The following is a 16,037-nucleotide window of genomic DNA, read 5'->3' on the forward strand; positions in this document are numbered from 1 at the left end:
GTCAGCGCGCCGACGACATCGGCCTGATCGATCATCGCGCCGAGCTTCGCCTTGATTTCATCGCGCATCATCCAAACCAGAAATTCTGCGCCGCCTCCCTGCGCCCGCAGCCCGTGTCCGCTTTCGGGGTTCGATTGCCAGAGGCTGATACGAAACTGATCGGCAAAAGCGAGCGGCGGACCGGGACGACGACGCATGTCGAAACGGGGTGCGCCCCGCGCGGCAACTGCATCGATCTCGTCGGCAAGCGCCGCTTTGGCATCCGCAATGGGGCACGGTGCGTTTTCGGCCTCGTTCCACTGATCAGAGACAGACATGATCTCGCCCCTGATCCGATCAACTTCTTGCTGAAAGCTCTTCGTCTTGACGGCCGGAAGGGGGAAATCCTTGAAGCGGTCACCATCTTTTTTCTGCTTGGCAAGCCATTCCACAGCGCGACCCGCGCCGATATGAAGCTCAAGACGCTGCTGGGCAGCTTCATGCCGCGCCCGAAGGCGGTCGCGATCAGCTTCCGCCTTGCGCAAAGGAGCGCGAAGCGTATCGACTTCCGCCTCGTAGGCGGCATACTTCTCTTTCGACCACATGATCGTCGGCGATGGCAGCGCATCGATTTGATCCTGCACCCGCCGCCTGATCTTCATCACAAGTTCGGAGGCTTCGCGCGCTTCCTCGAAGAACGATCGAACCGCCATATAGGCGGTCTCGCGAGCCGCCAAGAGCGCGTCGATTTTTGTGGCTGCGCGCGCCGACAACATCGCGCGGAGATCATCAGAAAGTTCCATCGGTGGCTCCCTTGTTGACCGCACAATGCGCCCGCTGGACCCGCATTTCGATTATGCAAAACCATGCAAAAAGGGGCGCTATTCGCGCCCCGCCATCAGCTTGCGTCGATCGATCCACCATCGGCCATCGTACTTTCGGCCATATCGCTCGATATTGCGGCGGATCGTGTCTGTAGAGCATTGGCGAAGATGCGCCGCCTTTGGGATCGTCAACCATCGTTCTCTGTCTGAAAAATCCATGCGGGCCGGATCATCGAGATCGTCCCGCTCTCCCAGGACGGCTTCGAGGGAAGCGACGACACGCCTGGCATGTTCATGGAGGCCCCGCGCATCTGCAAGGGCAGCGCGGATGGCAGCGCGATCGACATGTTCGAAGAGGTCAGGCGCGCTCATGCCATCCCCTCCTTCGCGAAGGCCGATGTCACTTCGACATGGAGGGCGCGCAGATCACGCACGGCGAACTTGCGGACGATCTCAATCGGGAGATCGATGACCTGCGCGACCATGATCGCTGAAAGCGCGGGGCCGTCGAGGGGGCGAGCGCGCCGGGCGCGCTCATTCTCGACCGAAGCCGTGATCTTGGCCTGATCACCTCGTGTAGGACGGCGAATGATGACCTCGCGGATCATGCTGCCGTCTGCCGCGATGGCCGGGGCTTTGAGCTTGTAGCGCTGCATCGCCGCCCCCTATGCCACGTCCGCGTGCAGCCCGCGCATTCCTTCGCGAATGGCCTGCTCGATTTCCCGGCGAACCTGCCGAGCGATCTCCTTCGCGTCGGCTCCCCCTCCATGGATGGTGATCGGTGCGTTGACCTCGATCGGCCGAAGCGCCTGCCCGCCACTGCCCGAAGAGATCGAACTGCCGCCGCTGCCCTGCCGAAGCATCGCCATCGTCTCGCGGTTCGGGATGATCCGGCCGTTGCGTTCGGGCGTGAAAACTTCCGCGCCCTCTTCGCCGACGAGATAGGACTTGCCGCGAAGAACTGGCCCGCCCCGCGCCCTTGCTCCTGCAAGTGACCCCGCAGTTGGGGAATTGTCGTTTGCAGGAGCGTCACCGCCGCCAAACCATCCCTTCACGCGGTTGATCGCAGATGAAGCTCGATCAGCGATCGCGCTCCCGATCTGCCGGCCGATATCCGCAGCCCACCCGACAATGCCGGCGAACGCTGACTTGATCGCCTCGATCATGCGCGTGGCAGCGTCGAAGCCGGCGTTTTCCCACTCGGCTTTCTCGCTATCGGAGAGAACCTCCCTTGAGAAAAACGACCCGATCCAGCCTATGAAGTCTCTGACCGCCGTCGTAGCCTTCTCCCAACCGGACGCTATACCCTCGCCGAGTGGTGCCATCCATTCGAGGTAGGGCTTCGCTGCGTCGAAAGCGGGCTGCAACTGTTCGCTGATCGCCCGAGCGACGCCCGAGAAGATCGCCGTCAGCCGATCCCAGTACTTCCAAACGAGGTATCCCGCTGCGCCAACCGCCGCGACGCCTACGGCAATCGCCCCCCAGGCGGGTGCCGTCAGCGCGGCTACAGCCGCGCCGATGCCCGATGCCGCGCCCGCAAGCAGCGAGATACCGGGGATTGCACGTCCGATTGCCGTGAAGGCCGTACCGGCTTTGGCGAGGTTGCCGTATTTCGCCCCGCTCATCGCAGCAAGCGAGCTTTGTAGGGCGATCGATGATGCAGCGGCGCGACCGCTCCACACGGCTACGCCCTTGATGACGCCTACGGCGATCCCGCCGACGCCGCCGATCAAGCTGATTGCCGAACCGACGCCGCCGAGGGCGAACCCGAGAGGGCCGACCACGGCAAGCGCGCCGAGCGCATAGGTGCCGAAGCGGAGCATCATCGGATTGGTCTCACCAAGCCGAGTGACGGCTTGGGATATTTTGTCGAGAGAATTGGCAACGGCGTCCATGACGCCGCTCTCGGCGATTGCGATAAAGGCGTTCTCCCACGCCGCCTGCCAGCGAGCTACGGAGCCGACGATCCCCTTCATCCGCGCTTCCGCCATCTTCGCCGCGGCGTTCGGAGCGCTCTTAAGGATCGACGCTACCGCCGCGTCCATGTCGCCCGCGAGGTTGGTGGAGAGACGCGACCCTTGCCGCGTATCGAAAACATGGCTCATGTCGCCGGTGGTTGCGCCCTTGCGCCGAAGCTCGTTGATGAAGCCGATCAGATCGACGCGCTCCGCAGAGCCAACAAGCGCGGCCGAAATGCTGTCGGCAAGGCTGTCTCTGTCGATGATGCTGTCAGCCCCAAGGCCCTGGGCGATCGTGTCAGTGATCCGCTCGATCATTCGCGCGGGGGCCTGGGCGAGGATGTCGTCGTTCAGGAGGTCATTGATCTGATCCTCGAATTCGCTCGCGTTGACGCCCTGGGCCATCAGGCTTTCGATTACGTCGCCCGCCTCGATCTCGCGGCCAAGGTGGATGAAGTCGTTCAGGTTGACGTTGAGCCGCCCGAGCGCGGCCACCATCGGCTTCACCGGCTTGACCATGCGGACAAGGGCCGAGCGCAGCGCGACGCCGGCTTCGGAGCCCTTGATGCCGTTATTTGCCATGATCATCGCCATGCCGGCGACTTCTTCAAGCTCCATGCCGAGGCCCGCCGCCATCGGCGCGACGTACTTCATGGTCTGACCCATATCTTCCACAGTCATGTTCGACCGCGTGGCAGCATAGGCGAGCGTGTCGTTGACGCGCTGTAGCGATTTCTCGACCTGCTCGCTCGTCTCCATCGGGAGCCGCATCGCGGTCATGACGTTCGTCGCGATATCGGTCGCAAGCCCGGTCCCGAGGTCGCCGGCCTGCGAAAGCTGCAAGGTGCCGGCGAGCGAGCCCATCGTCTGCTCGTAGGTCAGACCGGCCTTGAGAAGCTCTTCGGCCGCGCTCAAGATTTGCGAATTCGTGAAGGGAAAGGAGGCGTTCAACTCCTTCGAATAGGCCTCGATCCCCTTGCGCTGCTCGTCCGTCAGAAGGCCGACCGCTTCGACCGCATTGCCGACCTTCGCGTAATTGTAAGCCCCCTCCGCGCCGACGCGGCCAATCATCATCAGCGGGGCCGAGACGCCGATCGACGCGCCCACAGCAGCGCGCTGAACGCGGCCCATGCTGCTTTGCAAGCCATGAAACGCGCCCTGCGCCTGGCCGGCCATGACCCCGGAGCGGCGATTGGCATGATCGGCGGCTTCGCCAATCCCGCGGATCGAGCGCTGCGCTCCCTTCGCCGGCCCGGAGATACGATCGAGAAGGCGGACGATCAGCGTCGATGTCAAAGCTCTGGACATGAATGCTCCTTCGCGCCGAGCGGCGCGTCTGCGGCGCTGCGGCAAATGCCGCGCGCGCGAATGGTAGGGATGAGGACTTTCATCGCGCGCCCTCCAAGGGCGGCGACCAATAGGCGCGCCATATCGCGGCGCGATACGCGGCAACATCGGCTTTTACGAGGTGGGGCGAGAGCCCCGCGTTGACGCGCATATCCGAAACGCGGCGCAGGTGCGCTTTCAAGATCGCGTCGCGCTCTGCCGTGTTTCGCGAGCCGCGCATCAGGGATGCGACCTTCGCCACGTTTTCATGCGCGGCCAGCGGGAAGATGAAGACCGAAGCCGACTTTGGCGATCGCTCGCCTCGGGCGGCGGACTGCCGCTTGGGACGCGCAGCCGGCGGCGCAACGATCAGTTCCGGCCGAGGAGCGAAGAGATCAAGTTGGACTTCACGCGACATTCCGAACTCCCCTGCGCTCATCTTCGAAATCTTCGTCAAAGTCTTCGTCCGGGAGATCATCGCTTTCGACCGGATCGGGGGCTTCCAGAATGTGACCGGGCACATTGTCGAGGTCGAGCGCACACGGCTCGTAGTCCAACTCGAATTCGACCAACGGGCTGGATCGGCCGGCGTCAGCCGGAGCCGATCCTTCACCCTTAAACGTGTCTGCTACTGTTGAAATGGAAGCCGCTTGGGCGGCTTCCTTCTTCTCTACCTCTGTTCCTCGTATCGAAGGCCGATTGTTTTCATTGGATTTTCCCCACCGTTTGCGCACGTTTTCCGACGCTTTTTCCGAGTTTTCCGTGCGGTGAGCGATCTCCTTGGAGATCATGGAGCAGGTCAGGAAGTCGCCTTCGTCCGTCAGATGACCGGCTTCGCAGAGCCGATCGAGGCTCTTGATCAGAGCCGCTTTCGTCATGCCGCAGAGCCGGGCGAGACGCTTCGGATCATTCGCGATCGCGCCGTCGCGCAGATGTATTTCGGACGCGATGATCATCAGAACGCCGGCATCCTGAGCGCCGAGGGCGCGCGTCGCCCCGAGGAATTGAGCCGGGAAGAAGCGGAACCAGAGGGCAGACTTCATCATGCCGCCGCCTCGCAAGTGCGAAGAAAGCGATCGATCTCCGCGGTCGTGATCCGCGTCGAACCCCGGATGCGGATCGCCCGCAGTTCGCCGGCTTGGATCAGCTTTCGCACCGTGGTTCGGCTGATGCCCAGCAATTCGCTGGTTTCGGTGATGTTGTGACAGAGCCGCGCGGAACGCGGTTCAATAGTGGAAGCTGGGGGAAAATCGGTCATGACGCGCCCGGAGTGATTGAGGGGAAGCTCGGATCAATCAATCAATCGGTCGCGCAAATGCGATGACCGAGACGTTAAAGCCATTGTGGGCGCGGCGCAAGCCGCGGTGCGCGCGAATGCGCCCCGATGCGCGCTCGTGGTCAACATGATGCAGCGACGAAGCCGCGAACGCTGCCGAGCGGGACGGAAACCCGCGCAATCGTGGCGATTTCGGACTGGCTACAGAGGTTGCTACGCCCCTCCGCTACCACCGTTAACAACACCGAGGTTTCCGAAGCCTTCCGCGCCTACCAGAGCATTCAATTTCCCTTGGATGCTGATGCTGATCCCGCCGCTGCGGTTCGGGCGAACAGTCACGCTATCGACCAGTTCCCGAAGCCCCTTGGCTCCCGCGCTGTTGCCGTCATCCACTCCAGCTTGAAGTTCCTCGCGTAGCTGCGCGAGCTTGATCTTATATTGGCCGAGAGCCTTGTCGTGTAAGGCAACCACATTGACCTCCGCCGGGACTTCTGCGAGTTCCTGCTCCAACTCCTGCCGCTCCGTCTTTACTGTTGGCAGGCTTAACTGCGTGTCCGAAAAACCGGCAGCAGGCCAATCGATTTTCCGCAGCATCGCCAAATGAGTGCAAGTAGGGTTGATCGGGCAAAAAAATCGCATTGTCTATTGCGTTTTTTCGCAATCGTTTTTATATGCGTGTTATCGATCGCGGCCCGGCCGCCTACGCAGGACAGACGCATGAAACAGGTTTCCGACAAGCTCTTCATCGCCCCGCAGTTGACCGCCGGCGATATCAGAGCCGCCAAGGCTGCGGGCTTTGCAGCAATCGTCAACAACCGCCCGGACGGCGAAGAGGCGGGACAGCCGACCGCGTCGGAGAACCGCCGCATCGCGCAGACGGCGGGCCTCGACTACAAGCACATTCCCGTCGCCCCCGGACAGATCACAAGGGGTCAAGTGGCCGATTTCCATGCGGCGCTCAACGATGCCGAGGGTCCCGTTCTCGCGCATTGCAAGACTGGCACACGTTCAGCGACGCTGTACGCAATCGGCGAAGTGCTGGACAGCCGGATGGCGAAGGACGACGTCATGCCGCTCGGACAGCGTCTGGGCGTCGACCTGTCCGGCGCGGTCAAATGGCTCGACGCCAACGGCCGATAGAGCTGTCCCGATCGTCCCCATTCCGTTCAAGCGAGTGCCATGATGAGCAACAGCCCCGACGTGAAGGCCTTCTTCGACAAGCGTACCTTTTCGGTGCAATATGTCGTCGCCGATCCCGCCACGAATAGATGCGCCATTGTCGACCCCGTTCTCGATTTCGACGAGAAGTCCGGGGCGACGGCGACGATCAATGCCGACCGCATCCTCGATTACGTCGAGAGCGCCGGGCTGACGGTCGAGTGGATTCTCGACACCCATCCCCATGCCGACCATTTCTCAGCCGCGCGCTACCTGAAGGAAAAGACCGGCGCACCGACGGCGATCGGCGAGAAGGTGGTCGAGGTGCAGAAGCTCTGGAAGGGCTTCTATCACTGGCCCGACTTCCCCGCCGACGGCTCGCAGTGGGACAAGCTCTTTGCCGAAGGCGAGACGTTCAGGGTCGGCGAGATCGACGCCAGGGTGATGTTCTCGCCGGGCCACACGCTCGCCTCGATCACCTATGTGATCGGCGATGCCGCCTTCGTTCACGACACGCTGTTCATGCCCGATTCCGGCACGGCGCGGGCCGACTTTCCCGGCGGCAGCGCCGCGCGCCTTTGGGATTCGATCCAGCAGATTCTCGCCCTCTCTGACGCGACGCGCATCTTCGTCGGCCACGACTACCAGCCGGACGGGCGCGAGCCGCGCTGGGAATCGACGGTCGGCGAACAAAAGGCGACGAACACGCACATTTCCACGTGTCGCACGAAGGACGAGTTCGTCGCGGTCCGCGAAGCGCGTGATGCGACGCTGCCGATGCCCAAGCTGATCCTGCACGCGCTTCAGGTCAACATGAATGGCGGCCGTCTGCCGGCACCCGAGGCCAACGGCAAGCGCTATCTCAAATTCCCCCTCGACGTGCTGGAGGGCGCGGCATGGGAATGACCGTCATGACCCGCGAACTCTCGCAGGAAACCGCCGAGATGGTCGAAAATGCCGGCGAGGCGGCGGATTTCCTGAAGAAGCTCGCCCATCCTTCGCGGCTGATGATCGTCTGCGCACTCGTCGACGGCGAGCGCTCGGTGCGCGATCTCGAAGACACGCTCGGCATCCGCCAGCCGGGCCTGTCGCAGCAGATCGCCGAACTGCGCGAGGCCGGCTTCATCACCGGCCGCAAGGAATCCAAGCACATGTTCTACCGGCTCGAAGACGGCCGGGTCTCGGAATTCATCTCCATGATGCACGCCATGTTCTGCGCCGCGCCGGCCAAAGGATCCAAGCCATGACCGAATTCACCCCCATCGCCTCTCTCATCGGCGGCATGATGATCGGCCTGTCGGCCGTCCTCCTGATGCTGTGGGAAGGTCGCATCGCCGGCATTTCCGGCATCGCCGGCCGCCTGCTGCCGCCCTATCGCGACGGGGCGTTCCTGTCGCGCTTCGGCTTCGTCGTCGGGCTCGTCGCCGCGCCGCTCGCCATGATCGCGCTCGGCGGCGTCGAGATCAGCCAGACGGTGTCCTCGAACATCCCGCTGATGGTCGCCGCTGGCCTCCTCGTCGGGTTCGGGTCGGTGTGGGGCAATGGCTGCACGTCGGGCCACGGTGTCTGCGGCCTTTCGCGGCTTTCGACTCGCTCCATCGTCGCCACAGGTGTCTTCATGGCGACGGCCATCGTCACCGTCTTTCTCGTCCGCCACGTCATCGGAGCCTGAGCCCATGTCCTTCTTCGTCAATCTCGCGCTTGGCCTCCTCTTCGGCGCAGGCCTGGTCGTCTCCGGCATGTCGGACCCGGCAAAAGTCCTCAACTTCCTCGACCTGTTCGGCACTTGGGACCCGTCGCTCGCCTTCGTCATGGGCGGCGCAGTGATGGTGGCCTTCGTCGGTTATCGTCTGGTGCTGACGCGCGCCGAGCCTATCGTCGGCGATCGATTCCACCTGCCGACGCGCAGCGACATCGACGCCAGGATCGTCGCCGGGCCGGCGATCTTCGGAATCGGTTGGGGGCTCGGCGGCTTTTGCCCCGGACCGGCACTGACCGCGCTCGGGCTCGGAGCCACCGGGACCCTCGCCTTCATTCCCGCCATGATCCTCGGCATGTGGGCCGCGAGGCTGCTGGCCGACGGAACCGCCGCACCACGCCCCGCCTGACGCGGGCAACTTTCGAAAGACCAAGACAATGAACCGGCTGGCAGATTACCTGCCGATCCTTCAATGGGGTCGGCACTACTCCCGCGCGACCCTGACCAACGACATGGTCGCGGCGATCATCGTCACCATCATGCTGATCCCGCAATCGCTCGCCTATGCGATGCTGGCGGGCCTGCCGGCCGAGATCGGACTCTACGCCTCGATTCTGCCGCTGGTCGCCTATGCCGTGTTCGGCACCAGCCGCACGCTCGCCGTCGGTCCCGTCGCGGTCGTCTCGCTGATGACCGCCTCGGCCATCGGCGAGATCGCCGCGCAGGGCACGCCCGCCTATCTCGCCGCCGCCATGCTGCTCGCCTTCCTGTCAGGCGCGATGCTGATCGCCATGGGCCTCTTCCGGCTCGGCTTCGTCGCGAACTTCCTCAGCCACCCTGTCATTTCCGGCTTCATCACGGCGTCGGGCCTTCTGATTGCGGCCGGCCAGCTCAAATATTTGCTCGGCATTCCGGCCAGCGGGCACACTTTGCCGCAGATCGTCATGGGCATCGTCGAGAACATCGGCTCTGTTAATTTGCCGACCCTCGTCCTCGGCGCTTCGGTACTCGCTTTCCTCTATTTCGTGCGACTGCGCCTGAAGCGAGTGCTCGTCGCGGTCGGCCTATCACCGCGGATGGCTGATATAACCACCAAGGCAGGGCCGGTCGCCGCGGTCGCAGTGACGATCCTTGCCGCCACGATGCTGGATCTCGGCGAGGAAGGGGTCGCCCTCGTCGGTGCCATTCCCCAAGGCCTGCCCGTGCCCGCCCTGCCCGCGTTCGATCTCGAGCTTATCCGCACGCTGGCTGTGCCCGCACTTTTGATCTCGCTGATCGGATTCGTGGAATCTGTCTCGGTCGCGCAGACGCTCGCCGCCAAGCGCCGCCAGCGCATCGTCCCGGACCAGGAGCTGATCGGCCTCGGCGCGGCCAACATCGCCTCGGCCATCTCGTCGGGATATCCCGTCACCGGTGGCTTTGCCCGCTCCGTCGTCAATTTCGACGCTGGAGCCGAGACGCCCGCTGCCGGCATCTACACCGCCATCGGCATCGCGCTTGCCACGCTGTTCCTGACCCCGCTCCTCGCGAACCTGCCGCAGGCCACGCTCGCCGCGACCATCATCGTCGCCGTCCTGTCACTGGTAAATGTCGCCGTCATCCGGCGTGTATGGACCTATTCCAGGGTCGATTTCTCGGCCATGGCCGCCACCATCCTGGGCACGCTCTTCCTCGGTGTCGAAATCGGGGTGGTCATGGGCGTCGTGCTATCGCTGCTCCTCCATCTTGACCGCACGTCGCGCCCGCACATGGCCGTTGTCGGCCAAGTGCCTGGAACCGAGCACTTCCGCAACATCGAGCGCCATCAAGTGGAGACCTCGCCGCAGACCCTGTCACTGCGCGTCGACGAAAGCCTTTACTTCGCCAACACGCGCTACCTCGAAGATCGCATCGCCGCCCTCGTTGCCGAGCGGCCGGAACTCAAACACGTCATCCTGATGTGTTCGGCCGTCAACATGATCGACGCCTCCGCGCTCGAAAGCCTCGAGGAGATCAATCACCGCCTGAAGGATGCCGGCATCACCTTGCACCTTTCGGAGGTGAAGGGCCCGGTCATGGACCGCCTGAAGCGCAGCCACTTCTTCGCCGAACTGACGGGCAGCGTGTTTCTAAGTCAATACGAGGCCGTGCGGACGATTGAAAAGTTCAGCGACAGGTCAGCTGGTACCGTGAGCGCGCGCTGATTGGCGCTCGGTGGTTCGCCCCCGCCTCTTCATCGTCTGGAGTTGCCTTGCGCCGGTTTCCCGGTCGGCGGCAGGTTTCGATGGTCTGTCCCGGTCTTCGGCAACGCATTCGCGCAATCCGAGAACGCATTCCGTGCATCGAACGGATTTTTCCATCGCGCTGTTGAAGGATCGGCCGCGAGCGGACCGAATCGCCCGGGCGCCCGATACGATTTACGGTCGCTCTACCGCATCAAAAGATGCTAGCGACGATGCAGGGACGCCAAGGCAGGAAACGAAATGGCCAAGCGAAAGACTTCGAAGCCGATCTCGACCGGGATCGCCGGACTGGACGATATCCTGCGAGGCGGTCTTCCGCCATCGAACCTCTACATGCTGCAAGGCGCTCCCGGCGCCGGCAAGACGACCGCCGCGCTTCAGTTCCTTCGGGCCGGCGTCGAGGCCGGCGAGCGTTGCATCTATGTGAGCCTGTCCCAGACCGCCGCCGAACTGGAATCGATCGCCGTCTCGCATGGCTGGACGATGGACGGTATCCGGATCGAGGAGCTTTCGGCCTCGGATGCCGTCAGTGGCGGCGCCGACCAGTCGATCTTTCAGACGGCGGAACTGCGCCTCGATGAGACGCGCCAGGCGATCGAGCGCGCGATCGAGGAGCACAAGCCCAGCCGGCTCGTCTACGATTCGCTGCTGGAAATCCGCCTCATCACCGGTGACACGCCCCGCTTCCGGCGCGAGCTGATCGGCTTCAAGGCATTCCTCGCCAAGCGCAACGTCGTTGCCCTGTTGCTCGACACCCAGGACAGGGAAGGCAACAATGGCGAGGAAGTCGAGGGCATCGCGCATGGCGTGATCCGGTTCGACAAGTCGCTGGAAGACTACGGCGCCGTGCGCCGGCGCATCGAGGTCTCCAAGATGCGCGGCGTGCCGATCGCCGACGGCTATCACGACATGGCGATCCGTGAAGGCCAGGGCGTCGTCGTGTTTCCCCGCATCGTTGCAGGCTCCGCCACGGAGAGCACCAAACCCGAACTGATCAAGTCGGGCGTCGACACGCTCGACGAAATGTTCGGCGGCGGGCAGGAATCGGGAACGATCACCCTCGTGATCGGCCAGTCCGGCACCGGCAAGTCGACGATGGCCTCGCTCTATTCGACAGCCGCGCTCGAACGCGGCGAAAGCGTGGCGCTGTTCCTGTTCGAGGAGCGGCTGGAAACGTTCTTCCGCCGCTCCGAAGGTCTCGGCATGAACCTGCGTCCCTTCTACGAAAAAGGACAGTTGATCATCCGGGATTTCAATCCCAACGAGATCTCGCCGGGAGAGTTCGCCCAGGTCGTCCAGTCGATCGTGACGGAAGATCGCACGCGTGTCGTCGTGATCGACAGTTTCACCGGCTACCTCAATTCCCTGCCGCATCGCGACAAGGCGGTTCGCGACATCCAGTCCCTGCTCAAATATCTGGCGCGAGCCGGGGTGCTGACGATGCTGATCGTCGCACAGCATGGACTGCTGGGCCAGAATGTGGGCATCGACGTCGATGTCAGCTTCCTCGGCGACACCGTGCTTCTGCTGCGGCTGACCGAGCATGACGGTCGTCTTCGACGCAACATCACGGTTGTCAAGAAACGGCACGGACCGCACGATCTCGATGTCCACGAGCTGTTCATCGAAAGTTCGGGGATCACCGTCGTGCCCTACAATCCGCTTCCGGAAGCGTGACCGGGCTCGACAAAGACAGCAACTCCCCGCTGGATCATGTCTTGATCCTGGCGCCTTACCGCAAGGACGCCGAATATCTGGGGCGGCTTCTGGCAGCGCACGAGATCGCCGTGCGGATCGGCACGCGAGCCGACGATCTCGACGCACTGCTCGGCGCCGCTCCAGGCGTGCTGATAGCCACGCACGAAGCGCTGACGCCGCAGGCGCTGGCGATCGTTTCGAGCCATCTGGACGCCCAGCCTTCATGGTCGGAAATGCCGATCGTGGTGCTGCTCGACCGGGCTTCTAAACCCGATCAGGTTCAGGCGGAGCTCAGCCGTGCCTGGCCACGGGCAAGGCAGATGTTCTATCAAAGGCCGGTCACGACCGTCGAGCTTGTGAGCGGCGTTCAGTCGGCGTTGCTGGTTCGGCTTCGCCAGCGCGACGTTCGCGACCATATCGCGCAAGAGATCGAACTGCGCCGTGAACTGAACCATCGCGTGAAGAACATTCTCGCCAGCGTCAACTCGATCTTCGAGATGACCCGGCGGGGCGCGACCTCGATCGAGGAATTTGCCGAAGACTTCCGCGGCCGCCTCGGCGCACTGGACAAGGTCCATTCGGCGGTGTTCCATTCGGAAGGCGACAACGTGTCGATCGCCGACATTGCCGAACTGACGTTCGAACCCTATCGCCTCGCTGGAAAGGACCGGATCGTCACCCATGGCCCGGCGGTGTTGCTCAGCCGCGCGGCAGGGACCACCCTTGCTCTCTGCCTGCATGAACTGGCGACGAATGCGATCAAATATGGTGCGCTGTCGCGGCCGGAAGGCCAGGTCTCGTTCGAATGGACGCTGTCGCAAGGCGACGAGCCTGAACTGGCCGTTTTCTGGCAGGAGCGTGGCGGCCCGGTGGTGGAGGAACCGAGCCGCGCAGGCTATGGCACGCGCTATGTCCGCTCGGCGCTGGCCAGCATCTTCGGGCAAAAGCCGGTCATCTCCTTCGAAAGGGAGGGGCTGATATGTAAAGCGCGCGGCGCTTTTTCACGGCTGGAAGGGCAACCACAAAGGCCGGGGGGAGTTGAGCAGCAATGAGCGAGAACATTTCCACCCCTGCCCCGCCGATGCGCATTCTGTATCTTGAGGACAATCCGCTCATTGCCTTCCATGTCGAGCAGATGATCGAGGATCTGGGTCACGTCTTCGCCGGCGCGATGGACAGCTTCGCCGAACTCAAAAAGCAGTTCGCCTCGCTGGAAATCGACGGCGCGCTCATCGACATCGATCTCGCCGACGGGGCGACCGGGCCGGCCGCCGCCGCATGGCTCAATGAACGCGGCATCCCGTCCATCTTCGTGACCGGGCAAAGGCAGGTCGCCGCGGAACACGGCGACGTCTCGCTTGCCATCATCACAAAGCCGGTTTCGCAGGTGGAACTTGCCGAGAAGCTTCGGTTGTTCCGGCCCGATCACCGGCCCGTCGTCAGCGGCTGCGCATCGGACAGATAGTTCGTCACGACCGACGGCACGTCGGCGGATGCAAGGGGATAGGTGCCGCAGGCGCGGATGAGCTTTCGAATGTCCGGGCGGGCGCCATGACACCTCCACATCATCCGCGAGGCATAGGGCTGGTTGTCCTTGCGCCAGGAAACCCCCATCGTCAGCCCGCGCAGATAGAGGCGCTGGTGGATTTCGAACGGCAGCAGGATGGTCTGCCCGAAGGTCGGCGCCTCGCCCCGCGTCCGCTCCGTCACGAAAATCCGGCCTCGGCGATAGGCGGCAAGGCCGTTGTAGCGCGATCGCTGCCGAATGCCGCTTTCGGGATCCTCGATGCGTTCGAGAGTCGTCACCACGACCCGGCCGTCCTGTTCGCGCAGATGGGCGCATGAGCAGACGATCCGGCCCGGCCAGGACAAGGAGACGTGCCAGGTCTGGTAGAAGCCGAGATATCGGCGCAGTTCGCCGATGTCGCCGGGAAAGGCGTCATCCAGGGATTCGACTTGCGCGGCGGGCATCCGCCGCCGCGCCAGCAAGGCATCGAACCGTTCGCGGCTGAGGTCGAAATCGCCGGGGTCAAGAGCGAAAGCCGCCGCGATCCGAAGCTGGTTGTTCGCAGAGGGACGCGACTGGCCGGCGATGTAGCGGTTGAACTGCTGCCGGTTGAAACCATGTTCGCGGCAGAACTGCGAGACGGACGGCACCGTCGCGCAGGCGCGGCGCAGGTTTTCGGCGAATGGTGTTGGACGGCGCAGCATGGTCATAGCGTAAAGTCGCGTAAAGCAGCGTCAAGGCGCGAAATTGTGCCGAGAGCCCGTTTTGCCAGAATGTCACGATCTCAGCATCAACCCGAGGACCCTGCCATGACATTCGATATGTCCAAGAGACGTGCTTCCTTCAAGCTCAACCGGCGCGGCTTTCTTCAAGGCAGCGCGCTCGTCGGCCTTTCGGCGGCGGGCAGCGGGTTTCTCGCCGGTCCCGCAAGAGCCCAGGAGCCCAAACGCGGCGGCAATCTGCGCATGGGAATCGGCGGCGGTGCATCGGCCGACACGCTCGATCCGGCAATGGCGACGGCAACCGTGGCATTCGTCATCGCACATTGCTGGGGCGATACGCTGGTCGAATCCGATCCCGAAACCGGCGAAGCGGTGCCCTCGCTCGCCGAATCCTGGTCGCCCTCGGCGGATGCCAGGGAGTGGACGTTCAAGATCAGGCAAGGCGTGACCTTCCACAACGACGCTGCCATGACGGCGGCGGATGTCGTCGCGACATTGCGCCGTCATGCCGACGAAGCTTCGCAGTCGGGCGCGCTCGGACTGTTGAGCTCGGTCGAGCGCATCGAGGAAGTGGCCGGCGACGTGGTCATCACCTTGAACGAAGGCAATGCCGATCTGCCGCTGGTGCTCTCCGACTACCATATCCAGATCCAGCCCAATGGCGGAAATGACGATCCCATGGCTGCGATAGGCACCGGTCCGTACAAGCTGACGGCGTTCGAGCCGGGAATCCGCGCGACGTTCGAGAAAAACGAGAACGATTGGCGCGATGATCGCGGCTTCGTCGACAGCGTCGAGATCATCGTCATGAACGACGCCACCGCGCGCGTCTCGGCAATCACGTCCGGTCAGGTGGACTTCATCAACACCGTCGATCCGAAGACCGTTTCGCTTCTCGAACGCGCATCCGGCGTCGAGATCCTGCAAACCGCAGGAAAGGGTTTCTACTCGTTCCTGATGCATTGCGACACGGCGCCATTCGACAACAACGACCTTCGCATGGCGCTGAAATATGCCATCGATCGGGAGGCGATCCTTCAGCAGGTCGTCGGCGGGTACGGCACGCTCGGCAATGACTACCCCGTCAACGAGAACTATGCGCTTGCGCCCGAGGGCATCGAGCAGCGCGTCTATGATCCGGACAAGGCGAAGTTCCACTACGACAAGTCCGGCCATGAAGGGCCGATATTGCTGCGCACCTCGGAGGCCGCCTTCCCAGGCGCCGTCGACGCGGCTCAACTCTTCCAGCAAAGCGCTGCCGAGGCCGGCATCACCATCGACGTCCGGCGGGAACCCTCGGACGGCTACTGGTCCGAGACGTGGAACGTGCAGCCGTTCTGCGCCTCCTACTGGGGCGGACGCCCCACGCAGGACTCGCGCTATTCGACGTCCTATGTCTCCAATGCGGAGTGGAACGACACGCGCTTCAAGCGGCCGGACTTCGACGAAATGGCGGCGAAGGCGCGCGGTGAACTGGACGAGGACGTCCGGCGCTCTCTCTACCGGGACATGGCGCTGATGATCCGCGACGAAGGCGGCCTGATCCTGCCCGTCTTCAACGACTATGTGAATGCATCGACGTCCCGCCTGAAGGGCTACGTCCACGACATCGGCAACGACATTTCCAACGGGCGCATCGCAAGCCGGGTGTGGATCGACGGCTGATCC

19 protein-coding genes are annotated in these 16,037 nt (G+C 63.3%); 10 read left to right on the plus strand and 9 right to left on the minus strand.

Going from position 1 to position 16,037, the window contains the following annotated elements:
* The 8 genes from PZ895_RS17630 to PZ895_RS17665 all read right to left on the minus strand — a co-directional run.
* On the minus strand, positions 1–782 hold a 782-nt coding region (locus tag PZ895_RS17630), incomplete at its 3' end, for a hypothetical protein (RefSeq protein ID WP_275840296.1).
* Positions 783–860: 78 nt separating this feature from the next.
* The gene (locus PZ895_RS17635) at positions 861–1,175 is read right to left on the minus strand and encodes a hypothetical protein (protein WP_275840297.1); all 315 of its coding nucleotides are present in this window, start codon (positions 1,173–1,175) and stop codon (positions 861–863) included.
* Complete coding sequence (locus tag PZ895_RS17640; protein ID WP_275840298.1) at positions 1,172–1,459, minus strand: phage tail assembly protein; 288 nt, start codon at positions 1,457–1,459, stop codon at positions 1,172–1,174. The genes PZ895_RS17635 and PZ895_RS17640 overlap by 4 nt, the downstream gene beginning before the upstream one ends.
* A gap of 9 nt (positions 1,460–1,468) precedes the next feature.
* Positions 1,469–4,069, minus strand: a complete 2,601-nt coding sequence (locus PZ895_RS17645; RefSeq protein WP_275840299.1) for a phage tail tape measure protein — start codon at positions 4,067–4,069, stop codon at positions 1,469–1,471.
* A 79-nt stretch (positions 4,070–4,148) separates the two neighbouring features.
* On the minus strand, positions 4,149–4,505 hold the full coding sequence (locus PZ895_RS17650) for a DUF6074 family protein (protein ID WP_275840300.1): 357 nt from the start codon (positions 4,503–4,505) through the stop codon (positions 4,149–4,151).
* Complete coding sequence (locus PZ895_RS17655) at positions 4,495–5,133, minus strand: DUF1376 domain-containing protein (RefSeq protein ID WP_275840301.1); 639 nt, start codon at positions 5,131–5,133, stop codon at positions 4,495–4,497. The genes PZ895_RS17650 and PZ895_RS17655 overlap by 11 nt, the downstream gene beginning before the upstream one ends.
* A complete protein-coding gene (locus PZ895_RS17660) occupies positions 5,130–5,345 on the minus strand; it encodes a helix-turn-helix domain-containing protein (RefSeq protein ID WP_275840302.1) in 216 nt (71 codons plus the stop codon). Before PZ895_RS17660 ends, PZ895_RS17655 begins: the two co-directional genes overlap by 4 nt.
* Positions 5,346–5,576: 231 nt before the next feature.
* Positions 5,577–5,957, minus strand: coding sequence for a hypothetical protein (locus PZ895_RS17665; protein WP_275840303.1), 381 nt, complete (start codon positions 5,955–5,957; stop codon positions 5,577–5,579).
* A 123-nt stretch (positions 5,958–6,080) separates the two neighbouring features.
* Here PZ895_RS17665 and PZ895_RS17670 point away from each other — a divergent pair, with 123 nt between their 5' ends.
* From PZ895_RS17670 to PZ895_RS17710, 9 genes are all read left to right on the plus strand, one after another.
* Positions 6,081–6,503: a TIGR01244 family sulfur transferase gene (locus PZ895_RS17670; protein ID WP_275840304.1), complete on the plus strand. Its 423-nt coding sequence runs from the start codon at positions 6,081–6,083 to the stop codon at positions 6,501–6,503.
* 39 nt (positions 6,504–6,542) lie between these two features.
* Positions 6,543–7,427, plus strand: a complete 885-nt coding sequence (locus PZ895_RS17675) for an MBL fold metallo-hydrolase (protein ID WP_275840305.1) — start codon at positions 6,543–6,545, stop codon at positions 7,425–7,427.
* A 5-nt stretch (positions 7,428–7,432) separates the two neighbouring features.
* Entirely contained in the window at positions 7,433–7,768 is a 336-nt protein-coding gene (locus PZ895_RS17680; protein WP_275840588.1) for a metalloregulator ArsR/SmtB family transcription factor, read from the plus strand.
* Positions 7,765–8,193, plus strand: a complete 429-nt coding sequence (locus PZ895_RS17685) for a YeeE/YedE family protein (protein WP_275840306.1) — start codon at positions 7,765–7,767, stop codon at positions 8,191–8,193. Before PZ895_RS17680 ends, PZ895_RS17685 begins: the two co-directional genes overlap by 4 nt.
* 4 nt (positions 8,194–8,197) lie before the next feature.
* A complete protein-coding gene (locus PZ895_RS17690) occupies positions 8,198–8,629 on the plus strand; it encodes a DUF6691 family protein (protein ID WP_275840307.1) in 432 nt (143 codons plus the stop codon).
* A 28-nt stretch (positions 8,630–8,657) separates the two neighbouring features.
* On the plus strand, positions 8,658–10,403 hold the full coding sequence (sulP, locus tag PZ895_RS17695; protein ID WP_275840308.1) for a sulfate permease: 1,746 nt from the start codon (positions 8,658–8,660) through the stop codon (positions 10,401–10,403).
* A gap of 279 nt (positions 10,404–10,682) precedes the next feature.
* A complete protein-coding gene (locus tag PZ895_RS17700; RefSeq protein WP_275840309.1) occupies positions 10,683–12,119 on the plus strand; it encodes an ATPase domain-containing protein in 1,437 nt (478 codons plus the stop codon).
* 47 nt (positions 12,120–12,166) lie between these two features.
* Complete coding sequence (locus PZ895_RS17705) at positions 12,167–13,192, plus strand: sensor histidine kinase (protein ID WP_275840589.1); 1,026 nt, start codon at positions 12,167–12,169, stop codon at positions 13,190–13,192.
* Positions 13,189–13,605 carry a response regulator gene (locus tag PZ895_RS17710; RefSeq protein WP_275840310.1) on the plus strand — a complete coding sequence of 139 codons (417 nt, stop codon included), beginning with the start codon at positions 13,189–13,191 and terminating at the stop codon, positions 13,603–13,605. Before PZ895_RS17705 ends, PZ895_RS17710 begins: the two co-directional genes overlap by 4 nt.
* Here the strand turns inward: PZ895_RS17710 and PZ895_RS17715 are convergent.
* Positions 13,566–14,357, minus strand: a complete 792-nt coding sequence (locus tag PZ895_RS17715; RefSeq protein WP_275840311.1) for a transcriptional regulator — start codon at positions 14,355–14,357, stop codon at positions 13,566–13,568. The two genes, PZ895_RS17710 and PZ895_RS17715, sit on opposite strands and share 40 nt — an antisense overlap.
* 99 nt (positions 14,358–14,456) lie before the next feature.
* Between PZ895_RS17715 and PZ895_RS17720 the strand changes: the two genes are divergently transcribed.
* Positions 14,457–16,034, plus strand: a complete 1,578-nt coding sequence (locus PZ895_RS17720) for an ABC transporter substrate-binding protein (RefSeq protein ID WP_275840312.1) — start codon at positions 14,457–14,459, stop codon at positions 16,032–16,034.
* Positions 16,035–16,037: the final 3 nt, after the last annotated feature.

Origin of the sequence: Mesorhizobium sp. YIM 152430 (assembly GCF_029210365.1) — a bacterium.
Lineage (GTDB): Bacteria > Pseudomonadota > Alphaproteobacteria > Rhizobiales > Rhizobiaceae > Aliihoeflea.

Excerpts from the sequence above, each read along its gene's own strand:
- PZ895_RS17635 (WP_275840297.1), bottom strand. The coding sequence starts at position 1,175 with ATGAGCGCGCCTGACCTCTTCGAACATGTCGATCGCGCTGCCATCCGC.
- PZ895_RS17640 (WP_275840298.1), bottom strand. The coding sequence starts at position 1,459 with ATGCAGCGCTACAAGCTCAAAGCCCCGGCCATCGCGGCAGACGGCAGC.
- PZ895_RS17645 (WP_275840299.1), bottom strand. The coding sequence starts at position 4,069 with ATGTCCAGAGCTTTGACATCGACGCTGATCGTCCGCCTTCTCGATCGT.
- PZ895_RS17650 (WP_275840300.1), bottom strand. The coding sequence starts at position 4,505 with ATGTCGCGTGAAGTCCAACTTGATCTCTTCGCTCCTCGGCCGGAACTG.
- PZ895_RS17655 (WP_275840301.1), bottom strand. The coding sequence starts at position 5,133 with ATGATGAAGTCTGCCCTCTGGTTCCGCTTCTTCCCGGCTCAATTCCTC.
- PZ895_RS17660 (WP_275840302.1), bottom strand. The coding sequence starts at position 5,345 with ATGACCGATTTTCCCCCAGCTTCCACTATTGAACCGCGTTCCGCGCGG.
- PZ895_RS17665 (WP_275840303.1), bottom strand. The coding sequence starts at position 5,957 with ATGCTGCGGAAAATCGATTGGCCTGCTGCCGGTTTTTCGGACACGCAG.
- PZ895_RS17670 (WP_275840304.1), top strand. The coding sequence starts at position 6,081 with ATGAAACAGGTTTCCGACAAGCTCTTCATCGCCCCGCAGTTGACCGCC.
- PZ895_RS17675 (WP_275840305.1), top strand. The coding sequence starts at position 6,543 with ATGATGAGCAACAGCCCCGACGTGAAGGCCTTCTTCGACAAGCGTACC.
- PZ895_RS17680 (WP_275840588.1), top strand. The coding sequence starts at position 7,433 with ATGACCCGCGAACTCTCGCAGGAAACCGCCGAGATGGTCGAAAATGCC.
- PZ895_RS17685 (WP_275840306.1), top strand. The coding sequence starts at position 7,765 with ATGACCGAATTCACCCCCATCGCCTCTCTCATCGGCGGCATGATGATC.
- PZ895_RS17690 (WP_275840307.1), top strand. The coding sequence starts at position 8,198 with ATGTCCTTCTTCGTCAATCTCGCGCTTGGCCTCCTCTTCGGCGCAGGC.
- sulP (WP_275840308.1), top strand. The coding sequence starts at position 8,658 with ATGAACCGGCTGGCAGATTACCTGCCGATCCTTCAATGGGGTCGGCAC.
- PZ895_RS17700 (WP_275840309.1), top strand. The coding sequence starts at position 10,683 with ATGGCCAAGCGAAAGACTTCGAAGCCGATCTCGACCGGGATCGCCGGA.
- PZ895_RS17710 (WP_275840310.1), top strand. The coding sequence starts at position 13,189 with ATGAGCGAGAACATTTCCACCCCTGCCCCGCCGATGCGCATTCTGTAT.
- PZ895_RS17715 (WP_275840311.1), bottom strand. The coding sequence starts at position 14,357 with ATGACCATGCTGCGCCGTCCAACACCATTCGCCGAAAACCTGCGCCGC.
- PZ895_RS17720 (WP_275840312.1), top strand. The coding sequence starts at position 14,457 with ATGACATTCGATATGTCCAAGAGACGTGCTTCCTTCAAGCTCAACCGG.